Consider the following 25203-nt stretch of genomic DNA (forward strand, 5'->3'; position numbering starts at 1 on the left):
GGACCGGTGACGCTGACGGCCCCACCGCGGTTGTTGCTGGTACACGCACACCCCGATGACGAGACATTGTGGACAGGCGGGACCATTGCCCGCTACGCCGCCCGCGGCGTGCAGGTGACGGTGGTGACCTGCACTCTCGGCGAGGAAGGCGAGGTCATTCCCGAGAGCCTGCGCGGCCTGGCTTCCGAGCAGGCCGATCAGCTCGGCGGTTACCGCCTCGGCGAGCTGCGCTCCGCCTGCTCGGCCCTTCGCGTCGCCGGGCATCGTTTTCTGGGGGGGATCGGGCGGTGGCGCGACTCCGGCATGGTCTGGCAGGAGCCGGGCAAGGCCGCGGGCACGGTCGCCGACGCCCACCCTCGTGCGTTCGTCAACGGTGACCTCGCGGAGCAGTCCGACTCGCTGGAAGCCGTGCTCCGGGAGGTGAAGCCGCAGGTGGTGGTGACCTACGCCGCCGACGGCGGCTACGGCCATCCCGATCACATCCGTGCCCACGACGTGACGATGGCCGCCACGGCGAAGGTGCCCGACGTGCTGCGCGTATTCCATGTGGTGCCCTCGCGGGAGGCGGTCCGGGAGGGGCTGGACCGCTTGGCCCGGGCCGAGGGAATGCCGTTCACGCTGCCACGGCTGCACGAATTGCCGCATGTCGATGACGAGTCGGTCACCACCGTTGTCGATGTCGGCGAACACCTGCCCGCCAAGATCAATGCACTGCGCGCCCACGGCACCCAGGTCCGGGTGTGGCTCGACCAGTGGGACAACGGTACCGGAGTCGCAGGATACGCTCTGTCCAACGATGTCGGGCAGCCGCTGGCGAACACGGAGCACTACGTGCTGGCACGGGGTGCGGAACAGGGCGCCTCGACCGACCTTTTCGGGGGTCTCGGGGTCAGCGGGACCGAACCGGTGAGCGAGCGCTGATGACCTCCCGGGGGAGAGTGCTCGACCGGGTGGTGATCGGCTTCCTGCTGCTCGACGCCGTGCTGTTGGCGGTGCTCGAGCTGCTGTTCCTGCCTTCCTACCTCGGTGACATGCCTTTCCCCAGCACCACGGCGCTGGCGGCGGTGACCACACCGCTGCTGGTCGCACAAGCGGGTAAGCTCTCCCGCCGCCGAGGCGTTGCCGCCGCGCCGCTGGTGGCATGGTTCGTGACGGTGTTCGTCTTCGGCCTCGCAGGTCCCGGCGGGGACGTGCTGCTGCTTGCCAATGACTGGCGCACGTACCTGTTCCTCGCCGCCGGGGCGATCCCCGGTGCCCTGATGCTCGGGATTGTGCAGGGACGCCGGGGAGTCGAGCCGGTGCGGCCCCGGGACACGAGGTGAACGGGAGGCACGGTGGCCGAGGTACTGACCGACGAGCGCATCGCCGCGGTGCTGCGGCCGTTCGTGCGCGCCACCGCACCGGTTCTGCAGGCTCTGCGAGAGGCCGATCCACTGCGGCTGCGCCGCCGGTTTCGTGGTGGGGACGAGGTGACCGCGGAACCACCCCCCGAGCCGCAGGAGTTCGATCCCGCCGAAGAGCCTTCCGAGGAGGAGCATCCCGGTGGGAAAAGTGCCGGCGGGCAGGAGGACCCCGGCGAGCCCGGCAGACTGGACAGGTTGATGCGCAGGCTCGATTCGATGCAGTTGCCCGGTAGCTCGGCCTGGGATGCGATGACCATCGACCAGCGCTGCGACTGGTGGGCACGGAGGGTGGGCCGGTTTCTCGCGTTACTGGCCGGCCTGCCGAACTTCGGCGGTGTGATCACATCACGGTTGCCGATCCGCAACGCACTCGGGACGGTCGGTCAGGGACTGGTGTTGTCGGCCATCGCCTCCGAGCACGGCGTGCACGATCAGGCCCACCAGGTTCGGCTGATCGCCGAGGTGGTCCTCGACCGTGCTCTTCCGCGCACGGTCGCGGAGGGGACCGGCACGGGTGCGCGAGAGCACGATGACGAACGCACCGCCGAGCTCACCGAGGAGCTGGAGGCATCCCGCCGCGAGCACGGGCGCCCGACATCCGCAGCGGTGGCGAATACGGTGTGGCGAATGGCACGCACCCTGTGGGAAATCGATTCCGAACTCGACAAGCGACCGCAGGGACGGTTCCACCACGAGGCGATCGGTTCGGTTCCCGTCCTCGGTGTGGTGGGCGGTTACCTGGGAGAACGTTCGGCACTGCGCCGGGTGGCACGGCATGGCTCGAAGTGGCTTCGCCGCAATCCACCTCCGGCCGTGTGAGATTGGCCCGCCCCGTGTCGGGGTATGACGCGTGTGCCCATGATGTGTCCCGAAGTAGAGTCACGGGAGCCCCGGCCGTGGAGCTTCTCGTGAAGTGGGAGCCACTTACGTATCCGGGGTGGTAACGAGGGATACTGTCAGCGACCGTGCCAGGTGATCCTGTGCGCGGAGGACGAACGTTTCTAGCAGGAGAGCAACCGTGACCTACGTGATCGCCGAGCCCTGCGTCGACGTGCTCGACAAGGGCTGCATCGAGGAATGCCCCGTCGACTGCATCTACGAGGGCGGGCGGATGCTCTACATCCACCCCGATGAGTGCGTCGACTGCGGCGCCTGCGAACCGGTTTGCCCGGTCGAGGCCATCTACTACGAGGACGACGTGCCGGAGGAGTGGGCTGCCTACACGCAGGCCAATGTGGACTTCTTCGACGACCTCGGATCGCCTGGCGGCGCGGCCAAGGTGGGACGGGTCAACAAGGACGTCGAGCCCGTCACCAGCCTGCCTCCGCAAGGCGAATGAGTCCCGCCGACCACCCGGGCGGTACGGGACCGTCCGGGCGGCGCGGCCCCGATCTGCCGAGCTTCCCCTGGGACTCCCTGTCCGGGTACGCATCGGTGGCGCGGGCCCATCCGGAAGGCGTCGTCGACCTCTCGGTCGGGACGCCGGTCGACCCGGTCCCACCCGTGCTGCAGCGGGCGCTGTCCGCTGCAGCCGATTCCCCCGGCTATCCGGCGACGCACGGCACGGAGCAGCTCCGCGAGGCGGCAGTGGATTCGCTGGATCGCCGCTACGGAATCCGCGGCCTTGCCGCCGACGCGGTACTGCCGACGCTCGGATCGAAGGAACTCGTGGCCTGGCTGCCGATGTTGCTCGGGGTCCGGCCGGGAGACCTCGTGGCGATCCCGGACCTGGCCTACCCGACCTATGAGGTCGGTGCGCGGCTCGCGGGTGCCGAAACCGTGCGACTGAGCCCCGGCCAGGCTCCACCTGCCGGGACCGCACTGGTGTGGTTGAACTCCCCGTCGAACCCGACCGGCCGTGTCCTGGATGCCGAGCAACTCGCCACGTCGGTGCGCGCGGCCCGCGACGTCGGTGCCGTCGTGGCTTCCGACGAGTGCTATCTGTCGCTGGGGTGGGAGGCCGAACCCGTCTCCGTACTGCACCCCTCCGTATGCGGAGACTCCTTCGAGGGTCTGCTCGCGGTGCACTCGCTGTCGAAGTCCTCGAACTTCGCCGGATACCGCGCAGGTCTGGTCACCGGTGATTCCGAATTGGTGCGTGGCCTCCTGGAACTGCGCAAGCACGCCGGGATGATCGTGCCGCGCCCGGTGCAGGAGGCGATGACCGTCGCTTTCCGTGATGACGACCACGTGCGCGTGCAGCGTGATCTCTACGCCTCGCGACGCGCGGTGCTGTGGCCGGAACTGGAACGGGCGGGCTTCACCGTCGAGCACTCGCGCGGTGGGCTCTACCTGTGGGCGACGCGCGGGGAGGACGCGTGGCAGACGGTGGACTGGCTGGCACAGCGCGGCATCCTCGCCGCTCCCGGCACCTTCTACGGACCCGGTGGTGGCGAGCACGTGCGTATCGGGCTCACCGCCACCGACGAGCGGGTCGACGCCGCCGCGAAGCGCCTCGCCGAGTGACGTCCGCTCGCGGCGTCGGTCGGTTTCGTGCGAAGTCGGCAACGATCGTGCCGAACCCGGCACCGTGGGGCGCTTCCGCCCGCCTTTGTCCGGTGGAGGCGCCCCACGTTCCGGAGTGACTCAGTCGTTGGCGTGCAGTGCGGCGTTGAGTTCGACCTTGCCGCCGGTGCGGGGCACGACCTCGACGGCGCCCGTGGTGGAGTTACGACGGAACAGCAGACCGTCGTTCCCGGAGACCTCGGAGGCCTTGGTCAGGGTTCCGTCCGGAAGGGTGATCTTGGTGCCTGCCGTGACGTACAGGCCCGCCTCCACGACGCAGTCGTCACCGAGGGAGATGCCCACGCCGCCGTTGGAGCCGATCAGGCAGCGTTGACCCACCGAGATGACCTCCTTGCCGCCGCCGGAGAGCGTCCCCATGATCGACGCGCCACCGCCGACGTCGGAACCGTCCCCGATGACCACCCCGGCCGAGATACGTCCCTCGACCATCGAGGCACCCAGAGTGCCCGCGTTGAAGTTGATGAAACCCTCGTGCATGACGGTGGTTCCGCCGGCCAGGTGGGCACCGAGCCGCGCCCGGTCGGCATCGCCGATCCGGACTCCGGAGGGAATGACGTAATCGACCATCCGGGGGAACTTGTCGATGCTGTAGACGGTGACCGCCCCGCGTGCCCGCAGCCGTAGGCGGGTCGCCTCGAAGCCCTCCACCGGGCAGGGGCCGTGATTGGTCCACACGACATTGGACAGCAGACCGAAGATGCCTTCGAGGTTCTGCCCGTGCGGGCGCACCAGGCGGTGCGACAGCAGGTGCAGCCGCAGGTAGACCTCGTGCGTGTCGGCCGGTGCATCGGACAAGCGAGCCACGCCGGTGCGCACCGCGACCACCTCGACGCCGCGGGCATCGTCTCGGCCGAGCAGGTCGGCGCTCGCGGAACCGAGCGTGTCGGAGACCTCCTGCGGGGACAGCCGGGTGCTACCGACCTGGTCGGGATCACCCAGCTTGACGATGGGGAACCAGGTGTCCAGCACCGTGCCGTCGTCGGTGACAGTGGCCAGGCCCACACCGTGGGCGCCCGTGGCCTGTGGGTCGGGATTCTGCGGGCTGGTCGTGGACGCGCTGTTCATGGTTGAAAACAGTAATCGGTGCAGGTGGCCGAAGCCCGTGCAGGGTGAGGTCGTGGCCGGTGGGAACGCAGGCCGCCGCGGGCGGGCGGGTATCCTGCGCAACCGTGACCGCACGCTTGGATCTCACCGCCGACCCTGTCGAATTGACCGCCGCGCTGGTGGATGTTCCCAGTGTTTCCGGTGAGGAGACCGATCTCGCCGACGCGGTGGAGCAGGCCCTGCGAACGCAGGCTCCACACCTGGACGTGGTGCGCAACGGCGATGCGGTGCTGGCTCGGACGAACCGGGGGTGCGACTCCCGCGTCGTGCTCGCCGGGCACCTGGACACCGTGCCGATCAACGGAAATCTTCCGCTGCATCGCACCGGCACCGGCGACGAGGAGGTGCTGCACGGCTGCGGCACGGTGGACATGAAGGGTGGAGTCGCGGTGATGCTGCACATCGCCGCGGCATTGACCGAACCGCGTCACGACCTGACTTTCGTGTTCTACGACTGTGAGGAGATCGCTGCCGAGTACAACGGACTCAACCGCATCGAGCGGGAACTGCCCGACTGGTTGGCGGGAGATCTGGCCGTGGTGGGCGAGCCGTCGAACGCCTCGATCGAGGCGGGCTGCCAGGGCACCCTCAGGGTCGAGGTGCGTACGCAGGGACGTCGTGCGCACACTGCCCGTGCGTGGATGGGTGAGAATGCCATCCACGCGGCCGAGCCGGTGTTGCGGCGGCTCACCGAGTACACGCCCCGGCAGCCCGAGATCGACGGGATGCACTTTCACGAGGGGCTCCAGGCGGTGCGTGTGGAAGGCGGCATTGCGGGCAACGTCGTCCCGGACGCCTGCGTGGTGACGGTCAATCACCGCTTCGCGCCGGACACGTCGCTCGCCGCCGCCGAGGAACACGTGCGGGAGGTGTTCGACGGATTCGACGTCACCGTCGTGGACGCCTCGCAGGGGGCCCTGCCCGGGTTGACCGAGCCCGCCACCGCCGAGCTGGTGCGTGCCGCGGGTGGAGAGCCGGTGGCCAAGCTGGGATGGACGGATGTCGCCCGCTTCGCCAAGCGAGGTCTGCCCGCCGTGAACTTCGGCCCCGGCTCGCCGACCCTTGCCCACACCCGGGAGGAGAACGTCGCGACGAGCGACATCCGACACTGCGCGGATGTACTACGGCGATTCCTGAGCTGAGCGGGACTCAGATCACTTCCCGGGAAGTGGTCGGGGGCGGCAGCGCCGGGTCGAGGGGAGCGTCGGCGGGTTTCCGCGGTTCGGGTGCCGTTGCGGCGTCCGGCGTGACCCGAAGGTCCGCCCCGTCCGTATGCTGCCCGTCCGCGCTCGATGCCGACTGCGCCTGCTGCTCCGGGGCACGCTGTTCCCCGTGCTGCCCGTCCCGGGCCTGCTCGACGAAGCGCAGCAATTCGACGGGGAACGGCAGGACGAGCGTGGAGTTCTTCTCCGCTGCCACCTCCACCACGGTCTCCAGCAGCCGCAGTTGCAGCGCGGACGGAGTGTCGGCCATGACGGTGGCGGCCTCGGACAGCTTGCGGGAGGCCTGGAACTCGCCGTCGGCGGAGATGATGCGCGAGCGCCTCTCCCGTTCGGCCTCGGCCTGGCGGGCGATCGAGCGCTTCATCGTTTCCGGCAGCGAGACGTCCTTGATCTCCACTCGGTCGATGTGCACGCCCCAGTTCAGTGCGGGACTGTCGATCATCAGCTCCAGGCCCTGGTTGAGCTTCTCCCGGTCCGACAACAGGTCGTCGAGATCGCTCTTGCCGATGATGGAGCGCAGCGAGGACTGGGCGACCTGTCCCATCGCGAACAGGTAGTCCTCGACATTGATCACCGCACGGATGGGGTCGGTGACGTTGAAGTAGACGACGGCATCGACCCGCACGGTCACGTTATCCCGGGTGATGCCCTCCTGGGCGGGCACGGGCATCGTGACGATCTGCATGGTGACTTTGCGGAGACGATCGATCCCGGGAACGATCAGCGTCAGTCCCGGGCCCCGTACCTGCTGCTGGAGGCGACCGAATCGTAGGACGACTCCGCGCTCGTACTGTTTGATGACCTTCACACTGGCCGCGGCGGCAAGCACGCCGAGGACGAGAACCACGATCAGTACGTTGATGAGAATCATGCCGGACTCCCGGGGCCGATGGTGTTCGTGCCCGACGACCGGTCGCCGACTGCAAGCCACTGCGTAGATCACATACGATCTGCGGGTGGGTCCTGCCGCGCCCGTCGTTTGACGGGCCTGTCGCTTGACGGGCCTGTCGGCAACACCCGATCCTTACTCGTATGGTACGCCGCGAACGCCCGAAATGAAGTCCTTCCGACCAGCATTTTCATCGGCCATTGACGGTGCGGATGCTCGGCCGGTGGGGTTCCATACTCGGCATCGTCGACGGATGGGTACTGCGCGGAGCCGGGCGGCTCATTCGAGGTTCACCCGGGCTGCCTACGCTCATCGGCATGACGATCGAAGGGCCCGGGGACTCCTTGTACAGCACCGAGGACGACGGTGGCGAGAACGGCGAGGACACCGGCAATACCGGAAACGGAAGTGACCATTCGCCCGAGAAACGGCGCGGTCCGGTGGTGCTGCGCCGGTCCAGGCTGCAGGAACCGACCACGACCGACCAGCGGCTCCTCGACTCGCGTGGACCCTCGGACTGGGTGCACACGGATCCATGGCGGGTGCTGCGGATCCAGGCGGAGTTCGTCGAGGGATTCGGTGCGCTGGCAGAGGTCCCGCGCGCGACCACGGTGTTCGGTTCCGCACGGACCTCGCGTGAGCATCCCGAGTACCAGGCCGGGCTCGAGCTGGGGGCGGCGCTGGCCGGGATCGGCTGTGCCGCGATCACCGGTGGTGGGCCGGGTACGATGGAAGCGGTCAATCGGGGTGCTTCCGAGGCCGGTGGCCTGTCGATCGGGCTGGGTATCGAGTTGCCGTTCGAGCAGGGACTCAATCCCTGGGTCGATCTCGGCGTCAACTTCCGCTACTTCTTCACGCGCAAGACGATGTTCGTCAAGTACGCGCAGGCGTTCGTCTGCTTGCCGGGCGGCTTCGGCACGATGGACGAGCTGTTCGAGTCGCTCACTCTCGTGCAGACCAAGAAGGTCACGAAGTTCCCCGTGGTGATGTTCGGCCGGTCCTACTGGCAAGGGCTGTACGACTGGATACGGGACACGATGTACGGGACGGGCAAGATCGGGGAGAAGGATCTGGCTCTGCTGCATCTGACCGACGATTTGGAGGACGCCGTGCGCGTCGTGGAGGAGGCATACCAGGCATGGGAGGACACGCACTGAGCAGCCCGGAAGCAGCGAGCCCGGAAGCAGCGAGCCCGGAAGCAGCGAGCTCTGAAGCGGCGAGCCCGGAGGCCGGATGGCAGGTTTCGGTCTGTGTCTACTGCGCGTCGCGTCCTGTCGACGAGCGTTACGTGCACCTGGCAGGGGAGGTCGGTGCGTCCATCGCCAAGCGGGGTTGGACGCTGGTTTCCGGTGGTGGCCGGGTGTCGATGATGGGGGAGGTCGCCCGATCGGCTCGCTCCGGTGGGGCGCGCACGGTCGGGGTCATACCGCGCGAACTCGTCGACCGGGAGGTGGCCGATACCGAGGCGGACGAACTGCTGGTCGTGGACACCATGCGCGAGCGCAAGGGGTTGATGGACGCCCATGCCACGGCTTTTCTGGCGCTGCCCGGCGGTATCGGAACTTGCGAGGAGCTGTTCGAGGTGTGGACCTCCCGCTACATCGGTATGCACGACAAGCCGGTGGTGATACTCGATCCGGACGGCCACTACCGGGGGCTGCTGGATTGGGTGCGCGAGCTGGTCGGCAGCGGTTTCGCTTCCCAGCGCAGTCTCGATGCGCTGACCGTGGTCACCGATGTCGAGGCCGCCCTCGATGCCTGCGCGGGGTGAGGCGGAGCTGCCCGGAGATACCGATTTCCTGGCTGAGGCATGAACTACCTCCTCGACGCCCATGTCGCTTCCGAGTTGCCTCGGCGTTCCCCGAACCGGTTCCTGTGAGCGCTGGTCCGCCCAGCGCTCACAAGGTCAGAACAGGCTGCTGATCAGGCTCGCGATCGAAGCCACCGAGCCTATCGTGCCCACCGTCTCGAGCATCGGTTCCAGCCGCGACCAGCGGTTTTTGATGTGCTCTGCGTTCGGTTGCTCGTCTTCCAGTAGCTCGGAGAGTTCTTCGGTCCGCCAGCGGGCTTCGCCACCGTCGAGGTTCGATTCCGGTTCGGCGTGCAGAGTTCGTACGAGCTGCCGCACGAGGTGCCGAAGTTGCTCCAGGTCCTCCTGGTGGGGGTTTCCGGAACCGAACACCTGCTCGGCATGTGCTTTCGAGCGGGAACCCCAGCTGTGTGCACCGACGAAACTTCCGCCACTGATGTTGATCCGTTGTTTCTCGTCGTCACTCATGTGTGCTCCCTCGATTCGGTGGCTGCCGGAGACGGAGCCGGTGCGGCGGCTACCGTGCCGGTACTGGCGGTCGAGTGGGAACCCCAGCTGTGTGCACCGACGAACTGCCCGCCCCGGATGGTCGTGGTGTTGTTGATGATGTGAGTGCTTTGCCGGTCCAGTTCCTCGGTGCTGTAGCCGCGTTCGGTCAGGTGGTTGCGGACCGCCGAGAACATCCGTTTCTCCAGTAGCCTGATGTGGCGCTGGCCGTCGAGATCCTGGAACTCGCCACCACACTGGTCGTCGGCGGCCATTTCCCGGATGCTCTCGATGTTGCGACGGGCGTAGGTGGGGTCGGTCGCTCCGAGCCGGGTGGGCGCGGCGCGCAGGCCGTGTGCCATCTGCCGGATGGTGCGCCAGCGTCGTGCGATGCTGCCCAGCAGCTGCAGGAACTCGAGCGTGGCCAGACTTACCGCGTGGGACGCCGATGGGTCGACATGGCCACCCCTGCGGTACTCCGGAGCGATCGGGAACAGGCAGTAGGCGTTCCATTCGAGGTAGAGCGTGCGGTTGTCACAACCGATGTTGAGAAACGTGGAGACGACCAGGTCGGAGTCCCAGCTCGGCACACTGCTGCGCTGGAAATGCCGAACCCACTCCTGATCCTGGTCCATCAGGCTCAGCAAGGTCTCGTTCCGAAGCGCGATGGCGGGACGTCCGCTGTGGTCGGGCAGTAGCTCGTGCGCCAACGGGCTGTCCCGGTGCCTGCGGAGGCCCTGACTGGAGGCCACGACCAGGGGCTCCACCGTCAGGTCGCGGAGACGTCCGCCGGGGGCGAGCAGGTCGGCTTCGCGCATGTTGCACAGTTCGGTGCTGACCGCTTCGTACAGTTCCTGGGGACGCAGCGGTGTGGCTTCGTCGGAGTTCTGCTCCCGGCGGCGGAGGACCAGGGGAAGCGTCCAGGCGCTGACGCGGTGGCCATGAGCGACGAAGGCGTCCCAGCCACTGTGGACGAGGATGTTGCCGCTCGCCGACCGGTGAGCCACCTCGTCCAGCAGCGGCCCGTGGCGGGAAACGACCGCCGAAATCAGGCGGTTGATCAGGTTGGCGATCAGCGGGGATGGCTGCGGCGGTGGGGCAGGACTGCTATGCGTGGCCAGCAGCTGCTGCACGACACGCTTGTCCGCCAGCAACACCAGGTAGATCGCGGCCACGGCCGGCAGAAATACCAGCGCGAGGAGGAACCAGGCCACGCCCGGCGAACCCCCGCTTCCGAGGGCGCTCGCGATCAGCATGGTGGAGAACAGGAAGAACAGTCCGCCACCGAGCAGCCAGACCAGGAACAGCACTGTGGCGGCCATGCCGACGAAGCTGACCCCGCTCTCCTCGTCGCGGGTGTCCGGGTCTTCTCGCCGCGGAGTTCGTCGCAGGCCGACGGTCAACGACCAGAACAGACACATCGCGCCCCAGAACAAGGTGAAGGCGACGCTGTAGGGCAGGACGACGAGTGCGGCCACGAGCATGAGGGCCAGCACGGTCGCGTCACGTGCCCGGCGCCGTCGCCGGGCTACGAGGGCCTGGGTCAGGATCACCCGGGCGTCCAATCCCAGTGCCGGAGGCAGTGCCTCCGAAGGGGCGGAGAAATAGGTGTCGATGACGCGGTCGGCGAAGTCGGGCTTGAGATGGACGGCAGCCGTGAGGTGCCGTGTGATTTCGTCGTGGGATTGTGGAGTGCCGGTTCCTCCGGGCGGACTACTCGGTGCCGCTACGGCCGTCGGTGGTGTCGGGTGCATGGATCTCCTCGGTGGTGCCGGTCCGTGCGCGAGGGCTGCTGTTGATATTGCTCACTCCGGTGAATCCGACGCGAGAAAATGAAATGAACTCATCCGATCGGAGTAAATGGGCTCGGGCGGGCCGGGACAGGATTGCTGATCGTGAGTTGCGTCCCTCGATCGAGTCACGTTTTTCCGGTGTGCGACCACTCGGAAGGATCAGTGATGCAGGTCACGAAAGCTGCGTACCGGATGAGGACTTAAGGCTCTTGCCGGGCGCTCGTGACAGTGGCCGCCGATGACCGTAGAGTCGCTACTCGTGAAAGCCGATGCCCTACGTGGTCACCTGGACGGGTTGCTGCTGGCCACTCTCGACGGTAGGCAGCTCCACGGCTACGCGATCATCGAGGCGCTGCAGCAACGCAGCGGTGGTGCCGTCGATCTCCCCACCGGCACCGTCTACCCGGCATTGCGCCGGCTGGAACGTGCCGGGTACGTGTGCAGCGAGTGGAGCACCGTCGGCGGGCGCAGGCGACGTACCTACCGCCTGACTCGATCCGGGATGGGCACTCTCCATGCCGAACGGCGTGCCTGGCGGGAGTTCACCGCTGCTATCGAAGGTGTACTCGGTGACGTGGTCACTCCTGCCTGAAGGTGGGACGTGTCGAGGTGTTTCGCCGGGCGGGCGACGCCGCCGCTGTTTTCGAGCTGTACACACCCCACCCCGGGATGGCGGCGGTATCCGTGTTCCGTCCCGTCCGTGCCACGATCTGACCTGTGGTTAGCGCACTCATCTACCTCGTCGTCGTACTCGCCGTGGCCGCGGTGATCTACCTGCTCGCCTCCCTGGTATTCGGTCGTGGTGAGGAAATGGAGCCACTGCCGCCCGGATCGACTCCGACGCGACTGCCGCCCTCGGGGGTCCAGGGCGGCGATGTGCGCGCCTTGCGATTCCAGCAGGTCTTTCGCGGGTACAAGGCTTCCGAGGTGGACTGGGCGCTGAACCGGTTGGCCGGGGAGCTGGACGAGTTGCGTGGTCAGGTCGCGGTACTCGAACGCCAGTTGAACGCGGCGAGCGAGCAGCGCCACCGACCGCCCGCCGACGGAAGGGACTGAAAGACATGGGTACTGCCGAGGTGCGGCAGAGCGTGCAGGTTCAGGAGGCGGCCGAGGTGGTCTGGGCCGCAGCCACCGACTGGAGCAGGCAGCGCGAGTGGATGCTGGGCACTGAAGTGCATGTGACCAGCGGCGACGGTGCCGGACCCGGAGCGGAACTGATTGCCTTCACCGGACTGGGCGGGATCGGTTTCCTGGATTCGATGGAGATCACCGAATGGGCACCGCCGCTGCGCTGCGTCGTCCGTCATCGCGGCACCCTGGTGCGGGGAACGGGTGGTTTCCACATCGTGCGCAGCGCTGCGGACGGTTCGACGTTCATGTGGTGGGAGCGGTTCGAACTCCCTGCTGTCGGCTCCGCGGTCTGGCCGCTGGTGCGCCCCGGCGTCAGCTGGGGTCTGCGCACGTCGCTGACGCGGTTCGCGAAGTTCTGTCACCGCTACCGGAGAGATCACCCCGCCCGGTCCGAGGGGACAGCCGAGGAGTGAGCCGACGAAGACATGACCGGTGCACAGGGATCGGTGCACCGGGACCGGTACGGGGATGTGGACGATTTCGCGAGAAATTGGCGTTCACCCGAGTGATGGTGAATTTCTCGCGAAATTGCCCGACGTTTCGCGTTCAGTGGCCGGTGAACTCGGGATCGCGCTTGTCGATGAATGCCGAGACCGCCTCCCGATGATCGGCTGTGTTCCCGGACTCGGCCTGGGCCCCCGCTTCCACCGCGAGCGTTTCGTCGAGCCCCTCGGCTGCCGCGGCGAGCATCGTCTCCTTGATCCGCGCGTACGCGCTGGTCGGACCGGTTGCCATCCGGGTGGCGAGTTCGGTGGCCGCGCCTGCCGCTTCGCCCGCGGGCACGACGCGATTGACCATGCCGATCCGCAGTGCCTCGTCGGCGGCCACGGGCTCGGCCAGCAACAGCATCTCCATCGCCCGGCCGTATCCGATCAGCCGGGGTAACGTCCACGACGCGCCGGAATCCGTGGACAGGCCGACATTGGCGAAAGCCATCAGGAACTTCGCGTTCTCCGCGGCCACTCGCAGGTCGCAGGCATAGGCCAAGGACGCTCCTGCGCCTGCCGCCGTGCCGTTGACCGCGGCGATCGTCGGCTTGGGCATGGTGGTGACCGCTCGGATAAGCGGGTTGTAGTGCTCCTCCACCGTGCGTAGTGGTGTGGGATCGTCGGATTCCAACTGGGTGATGTGTTCCTTGAGATCCTGTCCGGCGCAGAATGCCTTTCCGGCGCCGGTGACCACCACGGCACGCACCGAATCATCGGCTGCCGTGTCCCGCAGAGCCTCGATCAGCCGCTGCTTGAGTTCGACGGTCAGCGAGTTGAACGCATCCGGGCGGTTCATCGTGATCCGTCGTACACCGTGGGTGTCTTCGATCAGCAGTACATCGTCGGACACGGGGATCCTTTCGTCGGTGGTGGCCGACGCGGCGGGTCTTCGTCCGCCCGCGGCGTCGGTGTCAGGCAGCGTGGCAGCAGAGTGACGGCAGTGTGACAGCGGACACGGTTGCGATGATCGGGGCTTCTCCACGGTAGTCGTGTTTCGTCCGCGACCGGAACATGCGGCGACGGTGCTCCGGAATGGCACACTCCGGAGTGGACGGTGATCGTCCTCTCCCGAGGGATCCGGAGGGGGCAAAAGGCGTGGCAGCTCGTGCTGGATCGCGGCGGTGCGGTGCTGTGGCCGGTGATTGCTCGACATCACCCGTGCGCATCAGCCTGCCCCTGGGGCCGGGAATCACCGAACGAACTCGCACGACGGCTGAGTCTGCCACTTGCCTGCGGTATCGGACCAGCGCAACTCGGACACGCTTTGATCGGTTCGGTTTCGCGGCTGCATCCGGATGGGGGAGAATGGTGTGGGACCAACTGGTTGTGGCGACCAGTGGGTGGGAAGAGTTCACGGAGGGAGCACGCTATGGCGGCCATGAAGCCCCGGACCGGTGACGGTCCCCTCGAGGTGACGAAGGAGGGACGCGGGATCGTGATGCGCGTTCCGCTCGAGGGCGGTGGGCGCCTCGTCGTCGAGATGACGATGGAGGAGGCCATGAACCTGGACGAAGCCCTGGACTCGGTCACTGGCTGAGGTCGCCGCGAAGCGATCGGGGAGTGCCCGATCAGGTGAAGCGTTTGAGCCCCGGCACCCGAAGACGGTGCCGGGGTCGCCGTCCGCAGGCAGGTCACGAACGCATGCTGTAGCACAGTCGTAGGTATTCGCAGTGAACAGGAAGGTGCCGTGGTGCCCGGTTCTTCAGTGTCGGCGTCGGCCGCCGACTCGGTCCTCCCCGTGATCCCGACGTCACTGGTCGACGTGGAAGTGGTCGAGCGGCAGCGTGAGGGTGTCCCCACGGCAGTGCCGGTGCCGGATGTCGACGGCTCGACGGATCTTGCTGCCGCTGCCGCGACGTTCGAGGTGGACACCGTACTGCTGGAGACCGTGGGTGCCACGAGTTCGGCCGGTGAGGTCCGCACTGTGCCGATGGCCGACGGCAGGTTCGGCTGGGTGGTCGGCTCGGGCTCCGGTGAACCGGCGAGCTGGCGTCGGGTCGGCGCCGGGCTCGCCCGGGCGGTCCGCGAGCGCCTCGGTGAAGGCGACGGCGACGGCACCGAACCCGAGGACCTCGGGGATGCGCTGGACGCCGACTATGTGCAGGTCCGGCTTCCCGAGGATGCCGACGCGGACACGGTCACGGCACTGACACTCGGCCTGTCCCTCGGCGACTACCGGTTCCGCGTGACTGCCAAGCCGACGCCGCCCCGGTTGCGCAAGGCACTGCTGGTCGCTGCCGAGGGAGCCGACACCGCAGCGCTGAGCGAAGCGGTACGGCGCGCCCACCAGTGGGCGGCAGCCACAGCACTGGCCCGTGACCTGGCCAATGCGCCGTCCAATGTCAAGGATCCGGCCTGGTTCACCGACACCGCCGCGCAGCTCGCGCGCGCCATACCCGGTCTGGAGGCGACCGTCCGGGACGAGAAGTGGCTCGGCGATCACGGGTTCGGCGGAATCCTGGCGGTCGGTGGCGGCTCCGCGCGGCCACCGCGCCTGCTGGAACTGTCCTGGACTCCGGACCTCCCGGCGTCCGGCTCCGAGGGATCGGCACCGCACATCGTGCTGGTCGGCAAGGGCATCACCTTCGACACGGGTGGTATCTCGATCAAGCCCGCCGACGGCATGGAACTCATGCGCACCGACATGTCCGGTGGTGGGGCCGTGATCGGGGCGATGTTGTCGATCGCGCGGCTCGAACTGCCTGTCCGGGTGACCGCCCTGGTTCCCGCGGCGGAGAACCACGTATCGGGATCGGCCTACCGCCCCGGCGACATCGTGCGTCACTACGGCGGCACGACCACCGAGGTCGGCAATACCGACGCCGAGGGACGCATGGTGATGGCGGATGCCCTGGCCTATGCCGTGCGCAGGTACGAGCCGGACATGCTCGTGGACGTGGCGACCCTGACCGGTGCGATGAAGGTTGCTCTCGGCCTGCGGACCGGAGGTGTGCTCAGTACGGACGAACGGCTCGGTGACCGGGTGCGCGCGGCGGGTGAGCGTACCGGCGAGTCCTGGTGGCCGATGCCGTTGCTCGATGACCACGCCGAGGACGTTCGCAGCGAGATCGCCGATGTGCGGCAGACGCCACCGGGACCGGGCGGGGTGACGGCGGGGCTGTTCCTGCGCGAGTTCACCTCGGGGCTGCCGTGGGCGCACCTGGACATCGCAGGGCCCGCCCGTGCCGACAAGCCTTATGCCGAGGTCGTTACCGGTGCCACCGGGTTCGCCGCGCGCACTCTCATCGAGTTCGTGGCCGGCTTCACCGAGTAGCCGCAGCATCGTGGACGGTGACGCGGGCCGGGTACGCAGAATCAGGTTCGCGTCACTGACCGGTGCTCTGGCCCTGTTCGCGCTGCTCTACGCACCGCAGGCGGTGCTGCCGCAACTCGCCGCGGAGTTTTCGGTCTCGCCCGGGACCGTGGCGCTGCTGATCTCGGCGAGCACGCTCGGGCTGGCACTGGCAGCGATTCCGCTGGGAACGCTGTCCGAAGTGCTCGGGCGCCGCCGGATCATGGTCGTGTCCTTGCTGGTTGCCGAGGGAATCGGTCTGCTCCTGCCGTGGGTGCACCACTTCCCCCTGATGGTCGGTGCGCGCCTGGTGCAGGGTGCGGCTGTGGCAGGCCTCGCCGTCGTTGCCGTCGCCTACCTGGCCGACGAGGCCGGGGGCAGGCATCTCGGCAGCACGATGGGGCTCTACGTCGCGGGAACCACGATCGGCGGAATGTCCGGCCGCATCGTGTGCGGGGTGGTCGCGGACTTCGCCGGATGGTCCGGCGGGATGCTGGCCGTGGCACTGCTGGCCGGTGTGTGCACGGTCGTGTTCGTGACGCTGCTGCCCGCCGACAGCCGCCACAGCAGACAGCCGTGGCGATGGCGTCCGCTGGCAGCGGGGCTGCGCAGCGCCGCGAGCACCCCGGTGCTGTACGCGCCGTACCTGGTGGCGGCGCTGGGGATGGGTTCCTTCGTCACGATCTACAACGTGCTCGGTTTCCGGCTGATCGGCCCCCCGCTGATGGTGCCACCGGCGCTGGCTGCGCTGGCTTTTCTCGCTTATGCGGCGGGTACGGTGAGTTCGGCGGTCGCCGGTCGGGCAGCTGATCGCCGGGGGCGTTCCCCGGTGCTGCTGTGCGGGTTGTCGATCACCGTTCTCGGGCTGCTGACGATGCTGAGCGGGCAACTGGTGCTGATCCTGGCCGGTCTGGTCGTGTTCACCGGCGGGTTCTTCATGGCCCATTCGGTGGCCAGCACCTGGGTCGGTGCCCGGGCTCCGGAGTCGGCGCGAGGCCAGGCGTCCTCGCTGTACCAGTTCTGCTACTACTCGGGGAGCAGTGTCGGTGGTGTGGCCGGTGGCACGGCCTTCGCTGCGTGGGGATGGGCGGGGATGACGGCGTTGCTGTGTTGCTGGCTTGCCGTCGCCGCCGGGGGTGTGCTCCTCGCGCGTAGCGCCACGTGAGAGAGCGGTTGCGCAGGGAGCTGTACGTCCCGGTGACCACGCGGATTGGTCGACGTGGCTACACTACTCGAGGTACCGGCTCCCGCAGTGCGGCCCCGCAGCGAAGCGCAGCAGCGAGGCCGCAGCCGGAGGTTCCGCCATCCGCACCACTACGCAAACCGATCCGCGCACTCGCTACGTGGTGTCGGCATCGTAAGGGGGTCGCTCTCCGGGCTCCAGCGGCTGTTGGTCGGTGTTGCCGGAGACCGGCCGCGCGTCCGAAGGACGTTTGTCCCCATTGCCGTTGCTTCGACCGCTGCTGTGGGGATGCTTGTCGTTGGTGATCCCGTCCAGCGGGTTCTCGCCGTCGAACAGGTGCTGGGTGACCGCCTTGCGGGGGTCGAAGTTGCGGACGCCGCGCAGGTCTTCCAGCGGTTGACGCAACTCGTCGAACTCCGTTCCGAGTTCGGAGCGGAGTTGCTCCCGTGCTCCTGTGGCGTACTCCTTGACCTGTCGCACGGCCCTACCCAGCCATGCTGCCGCCGAGGGAAGTCGCTCCGGGCCGAGAATGAACAGACCGGCGATGATGAGCACAGCAATCTCACCCCAGCCGATGCTATCGAACACCTCGACTCCTCCCGGATCACTTCACGGCCGCAGGAACACGGCGGCGCCAGCATACCGGCCACACGGTGCCGCACGGAAACGAACATCGGACCAACCGCCGGATACACGTTATTGCAGGGTGGCATCGAGGACGAGCTCGCGGCCGCCGCGGACCACGGTGATCGGGACAGTGGCGCCGACGCGGTGTTCGTCCACCGCCACGATCAATTCGTTGGCGCTGGCGACCTGCCGGTCACCGACCTTGATGATGACATCGCCCTCCGCGACCCCCGCTGCTTCGGCGGCACTGCCCTGCTGCACGTTCTGCACCTGGGCACCCCCCTCTGTCCCGTCGGTGACCGACTTGGCGTTCACACCCAGCTTGGCGTGCTGAAACTGGCCGGTACGGATGAGCTGTTCGGTCACCCGACGTACCTCGTCGATCGGGATGGCGAAGCCGAGACCGATCGATCCGCTCTGCCCACTCGAGCCGAGGGTGCGGATCGCGCTGCTGATGCCGACCACGGCGCCGTTGGCGTTGACCAGAGCCCCACCCGAGTTGCCCGGATTGATGGCGGCGTCGGTCTGGATGGCGTCGATGACCGCGTTGGTGTCGGTGCCCTCCCCGGCCAGCCGTACCGGGCGATGCATCGAACTGACGATGCCGCTGGTGACCGTGCTCTCCAAGCCGAGTGGAGAACCGATGGCGATCACCCTGTCACCGACCGCGAGATCCTCGGAGCTGCCGAGCTGAGCCACGGTGGGGTTGGCCACGTCGACCTTCAGCACGGCGAGGTCGGTTCGGGGATCGCGTCCGACGATCCGTGCGGGCACACGCGTACCGTCCGAGAAGACGGTGAAGACCTTCGCCTCGGGAGTGTCCACCGCCATGGAGATCACGTGGTTGTTGGTGACGATGTAGCCGTTGCCGTCGATGACCACTCCCGAGCCGGTTCCTCCCTGGGAACCCACCTGGACCTCCACCGAGACCACGGCGGGGACGACGCGTGCGGCGACTGTGGCGACGGTCCCGGGCGGGCGATCCACACTCGGCTCGACCTTGGCGAGGGTCACGTCCGGATTGGTCAGCGGGTTGCCTTCCTCGGCGGTGATACGCCCGACGAAGCCACCGACGCCCGCGAGGAGGAGTGCCACGGCAGCCAGCGCAGCCAGGGCACGTGGGTGCACTCTGCGGCCGAACAGCACCTCTCGTGCGCTCAGCAGAGGACCGGGAGTCGGTTCGTGGTCCTTGTCGGAGTTTTCCTCGGTGAGTGCCGGAGCCCCGACGACCACGCCGGAAGCCGGGTCCCGCCACGGATCCCGCTCGCCGTGGCTGTTCCAGAACAGCTGTTCGTCCGGCGGTGTCCGTTCGGACGGTTCCGGATCACCGGGCGCGCGCTGCAGCGCCTCGGCACTACCCGGTGGACGGCTGAATGCCGTTGCCAGCGCTTCCGGGGTGGGGGGTGTGTTTTCGATGCCGCGGGGCGGAAGATCGCCACGTCTGCGCGAATCGAAGCTGCCTTCGACGCCCTGGGGGCGGCGGAACACCGCCGACTGTTCCGGATCGGGGTCCTGCACGGACCTCCTCGGCTGCTCGCTCATCGCTCCCCGGGCATGTGCACGTATCGGCCTTGTCGCTGCCATGCGAGTGGATCACACGAACGGGCGCCGACGTATGCCGGTGTCAGGACCCACTTCGCACCCATTTTGCCGGGAACGGCGTGAAGTCTCCGTGGGTACGACGATCCGGTGGCGACATCATCCGGCCGGGGGTGCTGCCGAAGCGGGTGTGGTGCTCGTGCCGAGGTCGGGTCCGGTCGGTATCTGCGCCGCCGGAATTTCCCGCAGGGGCGTGGCCTGCGATCCGCTCGCCGGTGTGGCGCTCGGGGTGGTGGCCGGTGCGGAGGCGGGAACGGTGGCGTCCTCGCGGGCGGTGTCGCCCTGGGGAAAGGGTCGAGGCACCGTGGTCACGGTGTTGTCCGACTCTTCCGCGGGAATGTTCATGAACGCCAGAGCACCGAGCACGATGCCGGAGAACACGACGCTGGCGCCCTGCTTGGCTCTGCGCCCGTGCCCCCTGGGATGCTGGGAGTGCTCCGAAGCTTGCTCGGAAACGTCGCCCCCGAGCGGAGTGCCCCCATCGCCGTCTCGGCGGCCACGGCCCAACCGGGCGCTCGATCCCAGCACGGGAACGGTGGACTCGTAGGCCGACGACGCGCCGGAGTGATTCGCATCACGGTGATTCAGGGCCACCAGCCGGCCGTCTTCGGTGAGGGCGAGTTCGTCCGGCCGGTCGGGCAGTTGTGCTTCCCCGGGGATGGACTGCAGCGTCCTGAGGAACTGTGGCGACATCGACGGCGTGTCCGCCGCGCGAATCGCCGAGCGTGCCTGCCGCTGGGCTGCTGCGTCCGCCTTGCACGCCGAACACTTCGCGATGTGTGCGGCCGCACGATCGTGGGCGTTCGGGGTCAACTCGCCGTCGACGAAAGCGACGAGCGCATCCAGTGCAAGATGCTGCTCGGGTAACCCCCACCCACGCAATGCGCTCATGCGGACTCCTCCCGTGCCTTCTCCCGGCGAGTTGCCAGACCCGCCTTGAGCAGTTGCCGCCCACGATGGATCCTGCTGCGTACAGTACCCAGCTTCACCCCGAGAGTGGTACCGATCTCCTCGTAGGACAGGCCCTCCACGTCGCAGAGCACGATCGCCGCCCGGAACTCGGGTGCGAGCTCGTCGAGTGCGGCCTGCAGATCCGGGTCCAGGTGGGTTTCGTGAAACACCTGTTCGGGACTCGGCCCCCGGCCGGGGATGCGGTCGGTGTCCTCGGGGAGGCCCTCCATTCGCAGCCGTGACCTGCGACGTGCCATATCGAGGAACAGGTTGGTGGTGATGCGGTGCAGCCAACCTTCGAAGGTGCCGGGCTTGTACGACGCCAGGGAGCGGAACACGCGAATGAACGTCTCCTGGGTCAGGTCCTCGGCGTCATGCTTGTTGCCGGAGAGCCGGTAAGCCAGCCGATAAACCCGGTCGGCGTGGTTACGAACCACTTCCTCCCAGGTCGGAGGTGTCCACGCTGTCTCCTGCGACGGGATGACGGCGTGCTGGTCGGCGTCGGCCATCGAGCTCATCGGCTCTGTCGCGGGGGTGTGAGTTGCCATGTGAGTGGAAGGCACCTCCTGCGGGGGTTGTGCCCCGTAGAACGATTCTGCCGGCTGCTGTGTTCCCGGCGGTCTGAGCAAGAGACGCCGTGCGCGACCGGATATGACACCTTCACTGTGCTTTCCGCTCGTGAGGCGGACGTGAAAGCGGGCTGAGAGCAGCCTGAGAAAACGGCAGTCACAACAGCGTGATCCCGACGGTCTCGCGTGTCCGTGAATACCGCGACGATAGCCTATGTGATCGTGTTCCCCGAGAAACCGACCGACAACGAGCCCGCGGGCCGGAATGACGCCGGACGCCGCGGCGCCGACAGCGGTGTGGTCTCCCTCCGCGGGAACCATGCGGGCAGCGCCGAAGCGAGTGTACTTCCCGTATCCACCGGGGCAACGTTGCGGTTTCTGACCTCGGTGCTGCGAGCCAGGGCCGTGGTGGAAGTCGGTACCGGTTCGGGCGCGACCGCTCTGTCCCTGCTGGAGGGCATGGCCGCCGACGGGCTGCTCACCTCCATCGACCTCGATCCCGACGCACAGCGCACGGCTCGGGCGGCGCTGACGGAGGCCGGAGTGCCCGGCAACCGCACGAGGCTCATCACGGGAGTGGCTCAAGAGGTGCTGCTCCGGCTCACCGAGGGCGCCTATGACCTGGTACTGATCGACGCCACCAAACCGGATTACTCCGCTTACCTGGAGCCCGGTAAGCGGTTGCTGCGCCCCGGCGGGACCCTCGTGTTCCGCGGCATCGTGCCCGACAGCGACCTCGGTGATCCGGCACGGCGGAACCCGGGAACCCCGAGGACCGCCGCCCTGCACGAACTCCTCCGAGCCGTCCACGCGGACCCGAGCCTGGTCCCGGTCGCACTGCCGGTCGAGGATGGGCTACTGGCCATCGCCCGGACCTAGACTCCGCCTGGCCCCGGTACCCGGGTTCCGCCTGGCCCCGGTACCCGGGTGAGGGGTGAAGTCTTCCGGAAAACCTCACCCCCACCAAGACCGACCGGACGGGCCTCGGGGAGTACGCGGACTCCCTACGCCGGGGAAACCGACAGGAGCTGGCCGGCCAGCCCGCGGGCACGGGTGGAGAGCTTCTTCGCCACGTCGCCGAGAACCACGCCTGCCGGGGACTCGGGAGCCTCCAACACCAGCGGCGTGCCCCCGTCGCCGGCCTCACGCAGGCGCGGGTCGAGCGGGATCTGACCGAGCAGCGGCACGTCGGCACCCACGGATTTGGTCAGCGAGTCCGCGACGATCTGGCCGCCACCGGAGCCGAACACGTCCATCCGCTGCCCGTCGGGCAGTTCCATCCAGGACATGTTCTCCACGACGCCTGCCAGCCGCTGACGGGTCTGCATCGCGATCGCACCTGCCCGCTCGGCGACCTCGGCGGCTGCCTGCTGCGGTGTGGTCACGACCAGGATCTCGGCATTGGGCATGAGCTGAGCGGTGGACAGTGCCACGTCACCGGTGCCGGGTGGCAGGTCCAGCAGCAGGACGTCCAGGTCGCCCCAGAACACGTCGGACAGGAACTGCTGGAGTGCCCGGTGCAGCATCGGACCGCGCCACACCACCGGCGTGTTGCCCGGGGTGAACATGCCGATGGAGATCAGTTTCACGCCGTGCGCCTGCGGCGGCATGATCATGTTCTCGACCTGGGTGGGCTTGTTCTCCGTGCCGAGCATCCGGGGCACGGAGTGTCCGTAGATGTCGGCGTCGACGACACCGACCGACAGGCCCCGCTGGGCCATCGACACGGCGAGATTGACCGTCACGCTGGACTTGCCGACGCCGCCCTTGCCGGAGGCGACGCAGTACACGCGTGTCATCGAGCCCGGCTCGGCGAACGGAATCCTGGGCTCCTCGGCGCCGCCCTTCAGCTGCTTGCGCAGTTCGGTGCGCTGCTCGTCGCTCATCACGTCGAGCTCGACGGAGACCGAGCGCACGCCCTCGATTCCCGATACCGCGGAGTCGACCCGCTGGGTGATGGTGTCCTTCATCGGGCATCCCTGCACCGTGAGGTACACGCCGACCTCGACATCACCGTCATCGCCGACCGTGATCCCCTTGACCATGCCCAGTTCGGTGATCGGCTTGTGGATCTCGGGATCCTCGACCTGAGTGAGAGCCTGGCGAACGGCCTCTTCGGTGGGAGCGGACTGTGTAGTGGCCACGGTTACGCGACACCGACCTTTCCTGCGCGTATGGTCTCGGCATCCATGCTACGGATGCCCGATATGCGTGCCCACGGTGTGGTCCGGCGCGCCGCGGTTCGGACCTTCCGTTCGGCTGCGACTGCGGCTGCGGCTGCGGACCGTGGTCAGCTCCGCTCCTCGCTCGGGTTCCACGCATCCGGCTTCGGACCGCTCCGGCGTCGTCGGGCGCTCGTGCTCTCCGTGCCGGGCAACTCGTCGCGCAGCCGATCGAGTTCGCCGCGCAGGTAGTCCCGAGTGGCGACCTCGCCGATGGCCAGGCGCAGCGCGGCGAGCTCACGGGCCAGGTACTCGGTGTCGGCCTTGGTCTGTTCCGCCCGTGCCCGGTCTTCCTCCAAAGACACCCGGTCCCGGTCGTCCTGGCGGTTCTGGGCGAGCAGGATCAGCGGCGCGGCGTAGGCCGCCTGGGTGGAAAACGCGAGGTTGAGCAGGATGAACGGGTAAGGATCCCAGGCCAGGGAGACGGCGAGGAGATTCAGGCTGATCCAGGTCACCACGAGCAGGGTCTGCCAGAACAGGAACTTGCCGGTCCCCAAGAACCGGGCGATCCGTTCGGAGAGCCTGCCGAACAGTTCCGGATCGAGATCGAGCGAGAAGCGGCGGGGTTGGCGCGGCTGGTCGAGCCGCCGTCGGGGCAGCAGCTCAGGCATTGCCGGCACCCGCTTCCTGCACGGCGGCGGCCGACTCGTCGCTGTCGGGCAACCCGCTGCGCCGCCAGTTCTCCGGCAGCAGGTGGTCGAGCACGTCGTCGACGGTGACGGCTCCGATCAGATGCTCCTGATCGTCGAGGACCGGTCCGCACACCAGATTGTAGGCGGCGAAGTACCGGGTGACCTCGGTCAGCGGTGCTGCCGGGGGCAGGCTCGCCAGGTCGGTGTCCAGGGCACCCCCCACGAGGTTGGACGGTGGCTCGCGCAGCAGCCGTTGGATGTGCACGCAACCGAGATACCGACCGGTGGGTGTTTCCGACGGGGGCCTGCACACGAAGACCATGCTCGCCAGGCCCACCGGCAGCTCGGCGTTGCGCACCATCGCGAGTGCCTCGGCGATGGTGGCGTCCGGCTCGGCGATCACCGGTTCGGGTGTCATCAGTCCGCCCGCGGTATCGGAGGAGTACTTCAGCAGCCGCTTGACCGGCGCGGACTCCTCCGGTGCCATCAGTTCCAGCAGCCGTTCCTTGTCCCTCTCGGACAATTCGGCCAGCAGGTCGGCAGCGTCGTCCGGGTCCATGGCCTCCAGCAGCTCGGTGGCACGGTCCTCGCCCAGGTGCTCGACCAGGTTTTTCTGGTCCTCCTCCGGCAACTCCTCGACGACGTCGGCCAGCCGTTCGACATCGAGTGCTTCGGCGACCTCGTAACGCCGCTTGGTGGGCAGTTCGTGCAGCGCGCTGGCCACATCGACGGCGCGCATCGTGTCGAACACCGTGAGTAGTTGGTGCACGCCCTGAGGTTGGTCGGTCAGTTCGGCGACGGCCAGACCCGTGATCTGGTCCCAGGCCAGTACCTGCACCGGCCCACGGCGCCCGAGTCGACCGGTGCGCTCCCGGACGGCGAGCTTGCCGAGCTGCCAGTCGCGGGTGCGGGTTTGCTCCATCGCCGCATCGACCAGCATCGCCGGGGACCCGGAAGCAGCCACGGTGACCCGGGCATCCAGGAGCTGGCCGAGCACGAGAACCTCGTTGGGGCGCTGGTGGAACTGCCGCATGTTCAGCGTGCCGGTCGCCAGCATCACCGCACCCGCCTCGATCCGGGTGACCCGCAGCATCGGCACGAAGATGCGCCTGCGGGTGGCCATCTCCATCACCAGACCGAGCACGCGCGGGGGTCGGCGATCCGGGCGCAGCCCGGCCACCACATCCCGCACCTTGCCGATCGATTCGCCGTCCGGTCCGAACACGGCCAGTCCGGCCATCTGCGCGGCATAGACTCTGTTCGTGCCCGCCACGC

General features: G+C 67.9%; 27 protein-coding genes. 15 read left to right on the forward strand and 12 right to left on the reverse strand.

All coding sequences use genetic code 11. The annotated features are described in order from the left end of the window. Positions 1-6: 6 nt before the first annotated feature. From mshB to dapC, 5 genes are all read left to right on the forward strand, one after another. The gene (mshB, locus tag JOF55_RS14910; protein WP_310274658.1) at positions 7-921 is read left to right on the forward strand and encodes an N-acetyl-1-D-myo-inositol-2-amino-2-deoxy-alpha-D-glucopyranoside deacetylase; all 915 of its coding nucleotides are present in this window, start codon (positions 7-9) and stop codon (positions 919-921) included. After that, positions 921-1322 carry a hypothetical protein gene (locus JOF55_RS14915; protein WP_310274660.1) on the forward strand — a complete coding sequence of 134 codons (402 nt, stop codon included), beginning with the start codon at positions 921-923 and terminating at the stop codon, positions 1320-1322. The genes mshB and JOF55_RS14915 overlap by 1 nt, the downstream gene beginning before the upstream one ends. Positions 1323-1334: 12 nt before the next feature. Continuing rightward, positions 1335-2222: a hypothetical protein gene (locus JOF55_RS14920; RefSeq protein ID WP_310274662.1), complete on the forward strand. Its 888-nt coding sequence runs from the start codon at positions 1335-1337 to the stop codon at positions 2220-2222. Positions 2223-2421: 199 nt separating this feature from the next. Continuing rightward, positions 2422-2742, forward strand: a complete 321-nt coding sequence (fdxA, locus tag JOF55_RS14925) for a ferredoxin (RefSeq protein WP_310274663.1) — start codon at positions 2422-2424, stop codon at positions 2740-2742. Next, entirely contained in the window at positions 2739-3869 is a 1131-nt protein-coding gene (gene dapC / locus JOF55_RS14930) for a succinyldiaminopimelate transaminase (protein WP_310274665.1), read from the forward strand. The genes fdxA and dapC overlap by 4 nt, the downstream gene beginning before the upstream one ends. A 120-nt stretch (positions 3870-3989) precedes the next feature. On the opposite strand, the gene dapD is transcribed toward dapC, so the two are convergent. Further along, entirely contained in the window at positions 3990-4994 is a 1005-nt protein-coding gene (gene dapD / locus JOF55_RS14935; RefSeq protein WP_310274667.1) for a 2,3,4,5-tetrahydropyridine-2,6-dicarboxylate N-succinyltransferase, read from the reverse strand. A gap of 104 nt (positions 4995-5098) precedes the next feature. Here dapD and dapE point away from each other — a divergent pair, with 104 nt between their 5' ends. After that, positions 5099-6175 (forward strand): succinyl-diaminopimelate desuccinylase, encoded by a 1077-nt coding sequence (gene dapE / locus JOF55_RS14940; protein WP_310274669.1) that lies wholly within the window; start codon positions 5099-5101, stop codon positions 6173-6175. Positions 6176-6182: 7 nt separating this feature from the next. Here the strand turns inward: dapE and JOF55_RS14945 are convergent, their stop codons facing one another. Continuing rightward, complete coding sequence (locus JOF55_RS14945) at positions 6183-7127, reverse strand: slipin family protein (protein ID WP_310274672.1); 945 nt, start codon at positions 7125-7127, stop codon at positions 6183-6185. A gap of 335 nt (positions 7128-7462) precedes the next feature. Between JOF55_RS14945 and JOF55_RS14950 the strand changes: the two genes are divergently transcribed. Then, the gene (locus JOF55_RS14950) at positions 7463-8302 is read left to right on the forward strand and encodes an LOG family protein (RefSeq protein ID WP_310274674.1); all 840 of its coding nucleotides are present in this window, start codon (positions 7463-7465) and stop codon (positions 8300-8302) included. Then, positions 8284-8916 carry an LOG family protein gene (locus JOF55_RS14955; protein ID WP_310274675.1) on the forward strand — a complete coding sequence of 211 codons (633 nt, stop codon included), beginning with the start codon at positions 8284-8286 and terminating at the stop codon, positions 8914-8916. The genes JOF55_RS14950 and JOF55_RS14955 overlap by 19 nt, the downstream gene beginning before the upstream one ends. A gap of 135 nt (positions 8917-9051) precedes the next feature. Here JOF55_RS14955 and JOF55_RS14960 read toward each other — a convergent pair whose 3' ends face one another. Both JOF55_RS14960 and JOF55_RS14965 read right to left on the reverse strand, forming a co-directional pair. Beyond that, positions 9052-9423, reverse strand: coding sequence for a hypothetical protein (locus JOF55_RS14960; protein WP_310274677.1), 372 nt, complete (start codon positions 9421-9423; stop codon positions 9052-9054). Beyond that, the gene (locus JOF55_RS14965; protein WP_310274680.1) at positions 9420-11195 is read right to left on the reverse strand and encodes an AbeC-like domain-containing protein; all 1776 of its coding nucleotides are present in this window, start codon (positions 11193-11195) and stop codon (positions 9420-9422) included. Before JOF55_RS14965 ends, JOF55_RS14960 begins: the two co-directional genes overlap by 4 nt. A gap of 298 nt (positions 11196-11493) precedes the next feature. Between JOF55_RS14965 and JOF55_RS14970 the strand changes: the two genes are divergently transcribed. From JOF55_RS14970 to JOF55_RS14980, 3 genes are all read left to right on the forward strand, one after another. Beyond that, complete coding sequence (locus tag JOF55_RS14970) at positions 11494-11826, forward strand: PadR family transcriptional regulator (RefSeq protein WP_374727509.1); 333 nt, start codon at positions 11494-11496, stop codon at positions 11824-11826. A gap of 125 nt (positions 11827-11951) precedes the next feature. Beyond that, positions 11952-12290 (forward strand): DivIVA domain-containing protein, encoded by a 339-nt coding sequence (locus JOF55_RS14975; protein ID WP_310274684.1) that lies wholly within the window; start codon positions 11952-11954, stop codon positions 12288-12290. Positions 12291-12295: 5 nt separating this feature from the next. Then, entirely contained in the window at positions 12296-12778 is a 483-nt protein-coding gene (locus tag JOF55_RS14980) for an SRPBCC family protein (protein ID WP_310274687.1), read from the forward strand. A 133-nt stretch (positions 12779-12911) separates the two neighbouring features. On the opposite strand, the gene JOF55_RS14985 is transcribed toward JOF55_RS14980, so the two are convergent. After that, entirely contained in the window at positions 12912-13703 is a 792-nt protein-coding gene (locus JOF55_RS14985; protein WP_310274689.1) for an enoyl-CoA hydratase-related protein, read from the reverse strand. A gap of 519 nt (positions 13704-14222) precedes the next feature. Between JOF55_RS14985 and JOF55_RS14990 the strand changes: the two genes are divergently transcribed. From JOF55_RS14990 to JOF55_RS15000, 3 genes are all read left to right on the forward strand, one after another. Then, positions 14223-14390 (forward strand): DUF3117 domain-containing protein, encoded by a 168-nt coding sequence (locus tag JOF55_RS14990; protein WP_310274691.1) that lies wholly within the window; start codon positions 14223-14225, stop codon positions 14388-14390. 153 nt (positions 14391-14543) lie between these two features. Beyond that, the gene (locus JOF55_RS14995; RefSeq protein WP_310274693.1) at positions 14544-16127 is read left to right on the forward strand and encodes a leucyl aminopeptidase; all 1584 of its coding nucleotides are present in this window, start codon (positions 14544-14546) and stop codon (positions 16125-16127) included. 10 nt (positions 16128-16137) lie between these two features. Next, the gene (locus tag JOF55_RS15000; protein WP_310274695.1) at positions 16138-17310 is read left to right on the forward strand and encodes an MFS transporter; all 1173 of its coding nucleotides are present in this window, start codon (positions 16138-16140) and stop codon (positions 17308-17310) included. Positions 17311-17484: 174 nt separating this feature from the next. Here the strand turns inward: JOF55_RS15000 and tatB are convergent, their stop codons facing one another. From tatB to sigE, 4 genes are all read right to left on the reverse strand, one after another. Beyond that, positions 17485-17916 carry a Sec-independent protein translocase protein TatB gene (gene tatB / locus JOF55_RS15005; RefSeq protein WP_310274697.1) on the reverse strand — a complete coding sequence of 144 codons (432 nt, stop codon included), beginning with the start codon at positions 17914-17916 and terminating at the stop codon, positions 17485-17487. A 108-nt stretch (positions 17917-18024) separates the two neighbouring features. Next, entirely contained in the window at positions 18025-19497 is a 1473-nt protein-coding gene (locus JOF55_RS15010; protein WP_310274699.1) for a S1C family serine protease, read from the reverse strand. 156 nt (positions 19498-19653) lie between these two features. Further along, positions 19654-20445, reverse strand: coding sequence for a zf-HC2 domain-containing protein (locus JOF55_RS15015; protein ID WP_310274701.1), 792 nt, complete (start codon positions 20443-20445; stop codon positions 19654-19656). Beyond that, entirely contained in the window at positions 20442-21023 is a 582-nt protein-coding gene (gene sigE, locus JOF55_RS15020; RefSeq protein ID WP_374727510.1) for an RNA polymerase sigma factor SigE, read from the reverse strand. Before sigE ends, JOF55_RS15015 begins: the two co-directional genes overlap by 4 nt. Positions 21024-21290: 267 nt before the next feature. On the opposite strand from sigE, the gene JOF55_RS15025 reads away from it, so the two are divergent. Next, a complete protein-coding gene (locus JOF55_RS15025) occupies positions 21291-21953 on the forward strand; it encodes an O-methyltransferase (RefSeq protein WP_310274705.1) in 663 nt (220 codons plus the stop codon). Between the two features lie 125 nt (positions 21954-22078). On the opposite strand, the gene JOF55_RS15030 is transcribed toward JOF55_RS15025, so the two are convergent. The 3 genes from JOF55_RS15030 to JOF55_RS15040 form a co-directional block, all read right to left on the reverse strand. Further along, the gene (locus tag JOF55_RS15030; RefSeq protein ID WP_310274707.1) at positions 22079-23218 is read right to left on the reverse strand and encodes an Mrp/NBP35 family ATP-binding protein; all 1140 of its coding nucleotides are present in this window, start codon (positions 23216-23218) and stop codon (positions 22079-22081) included. A 146-nt stretch (positions 23219-23364) separates the two neighbouring features. Next, entirely contained in the window at positions 23365-23907 is a 543-nt protein-coding gene (locus tag JOF55_RS15035) for a DUF1003 domain-containing protein (RefSeq protein WP_310274710.1), read from the reverse strand. Continuing rightward, complete coding sequence (locus tag JOF55_RS15040) at positions 23900-25201, reverse strand: magnesium transporter MgtE N-terminal domain-containing protein (protein ID WP_310274712.1); 1302 nt, start codon at positions 25199-25201, stop codon at positions 23900-23902. The genes JOF55_RS15035 and JOF55_RS15040 overlap by 8 nt, the downstream gene beginning before the upstream one ends. Positions 25202-25203: the final 2 nt, after the last annotated feature.

Origin of the sequence: Haloactinomyces albus (assembly GCF_031458135.1) — a bacterium.
In the GTDB taxonomy this organism is placed as follows: Bacteria; Actinomycetota; Actinomycetes; order Mycobacteriales; family Pseudonocardiaceae; genus Haloactinomyces; species Haloactinomyces albus.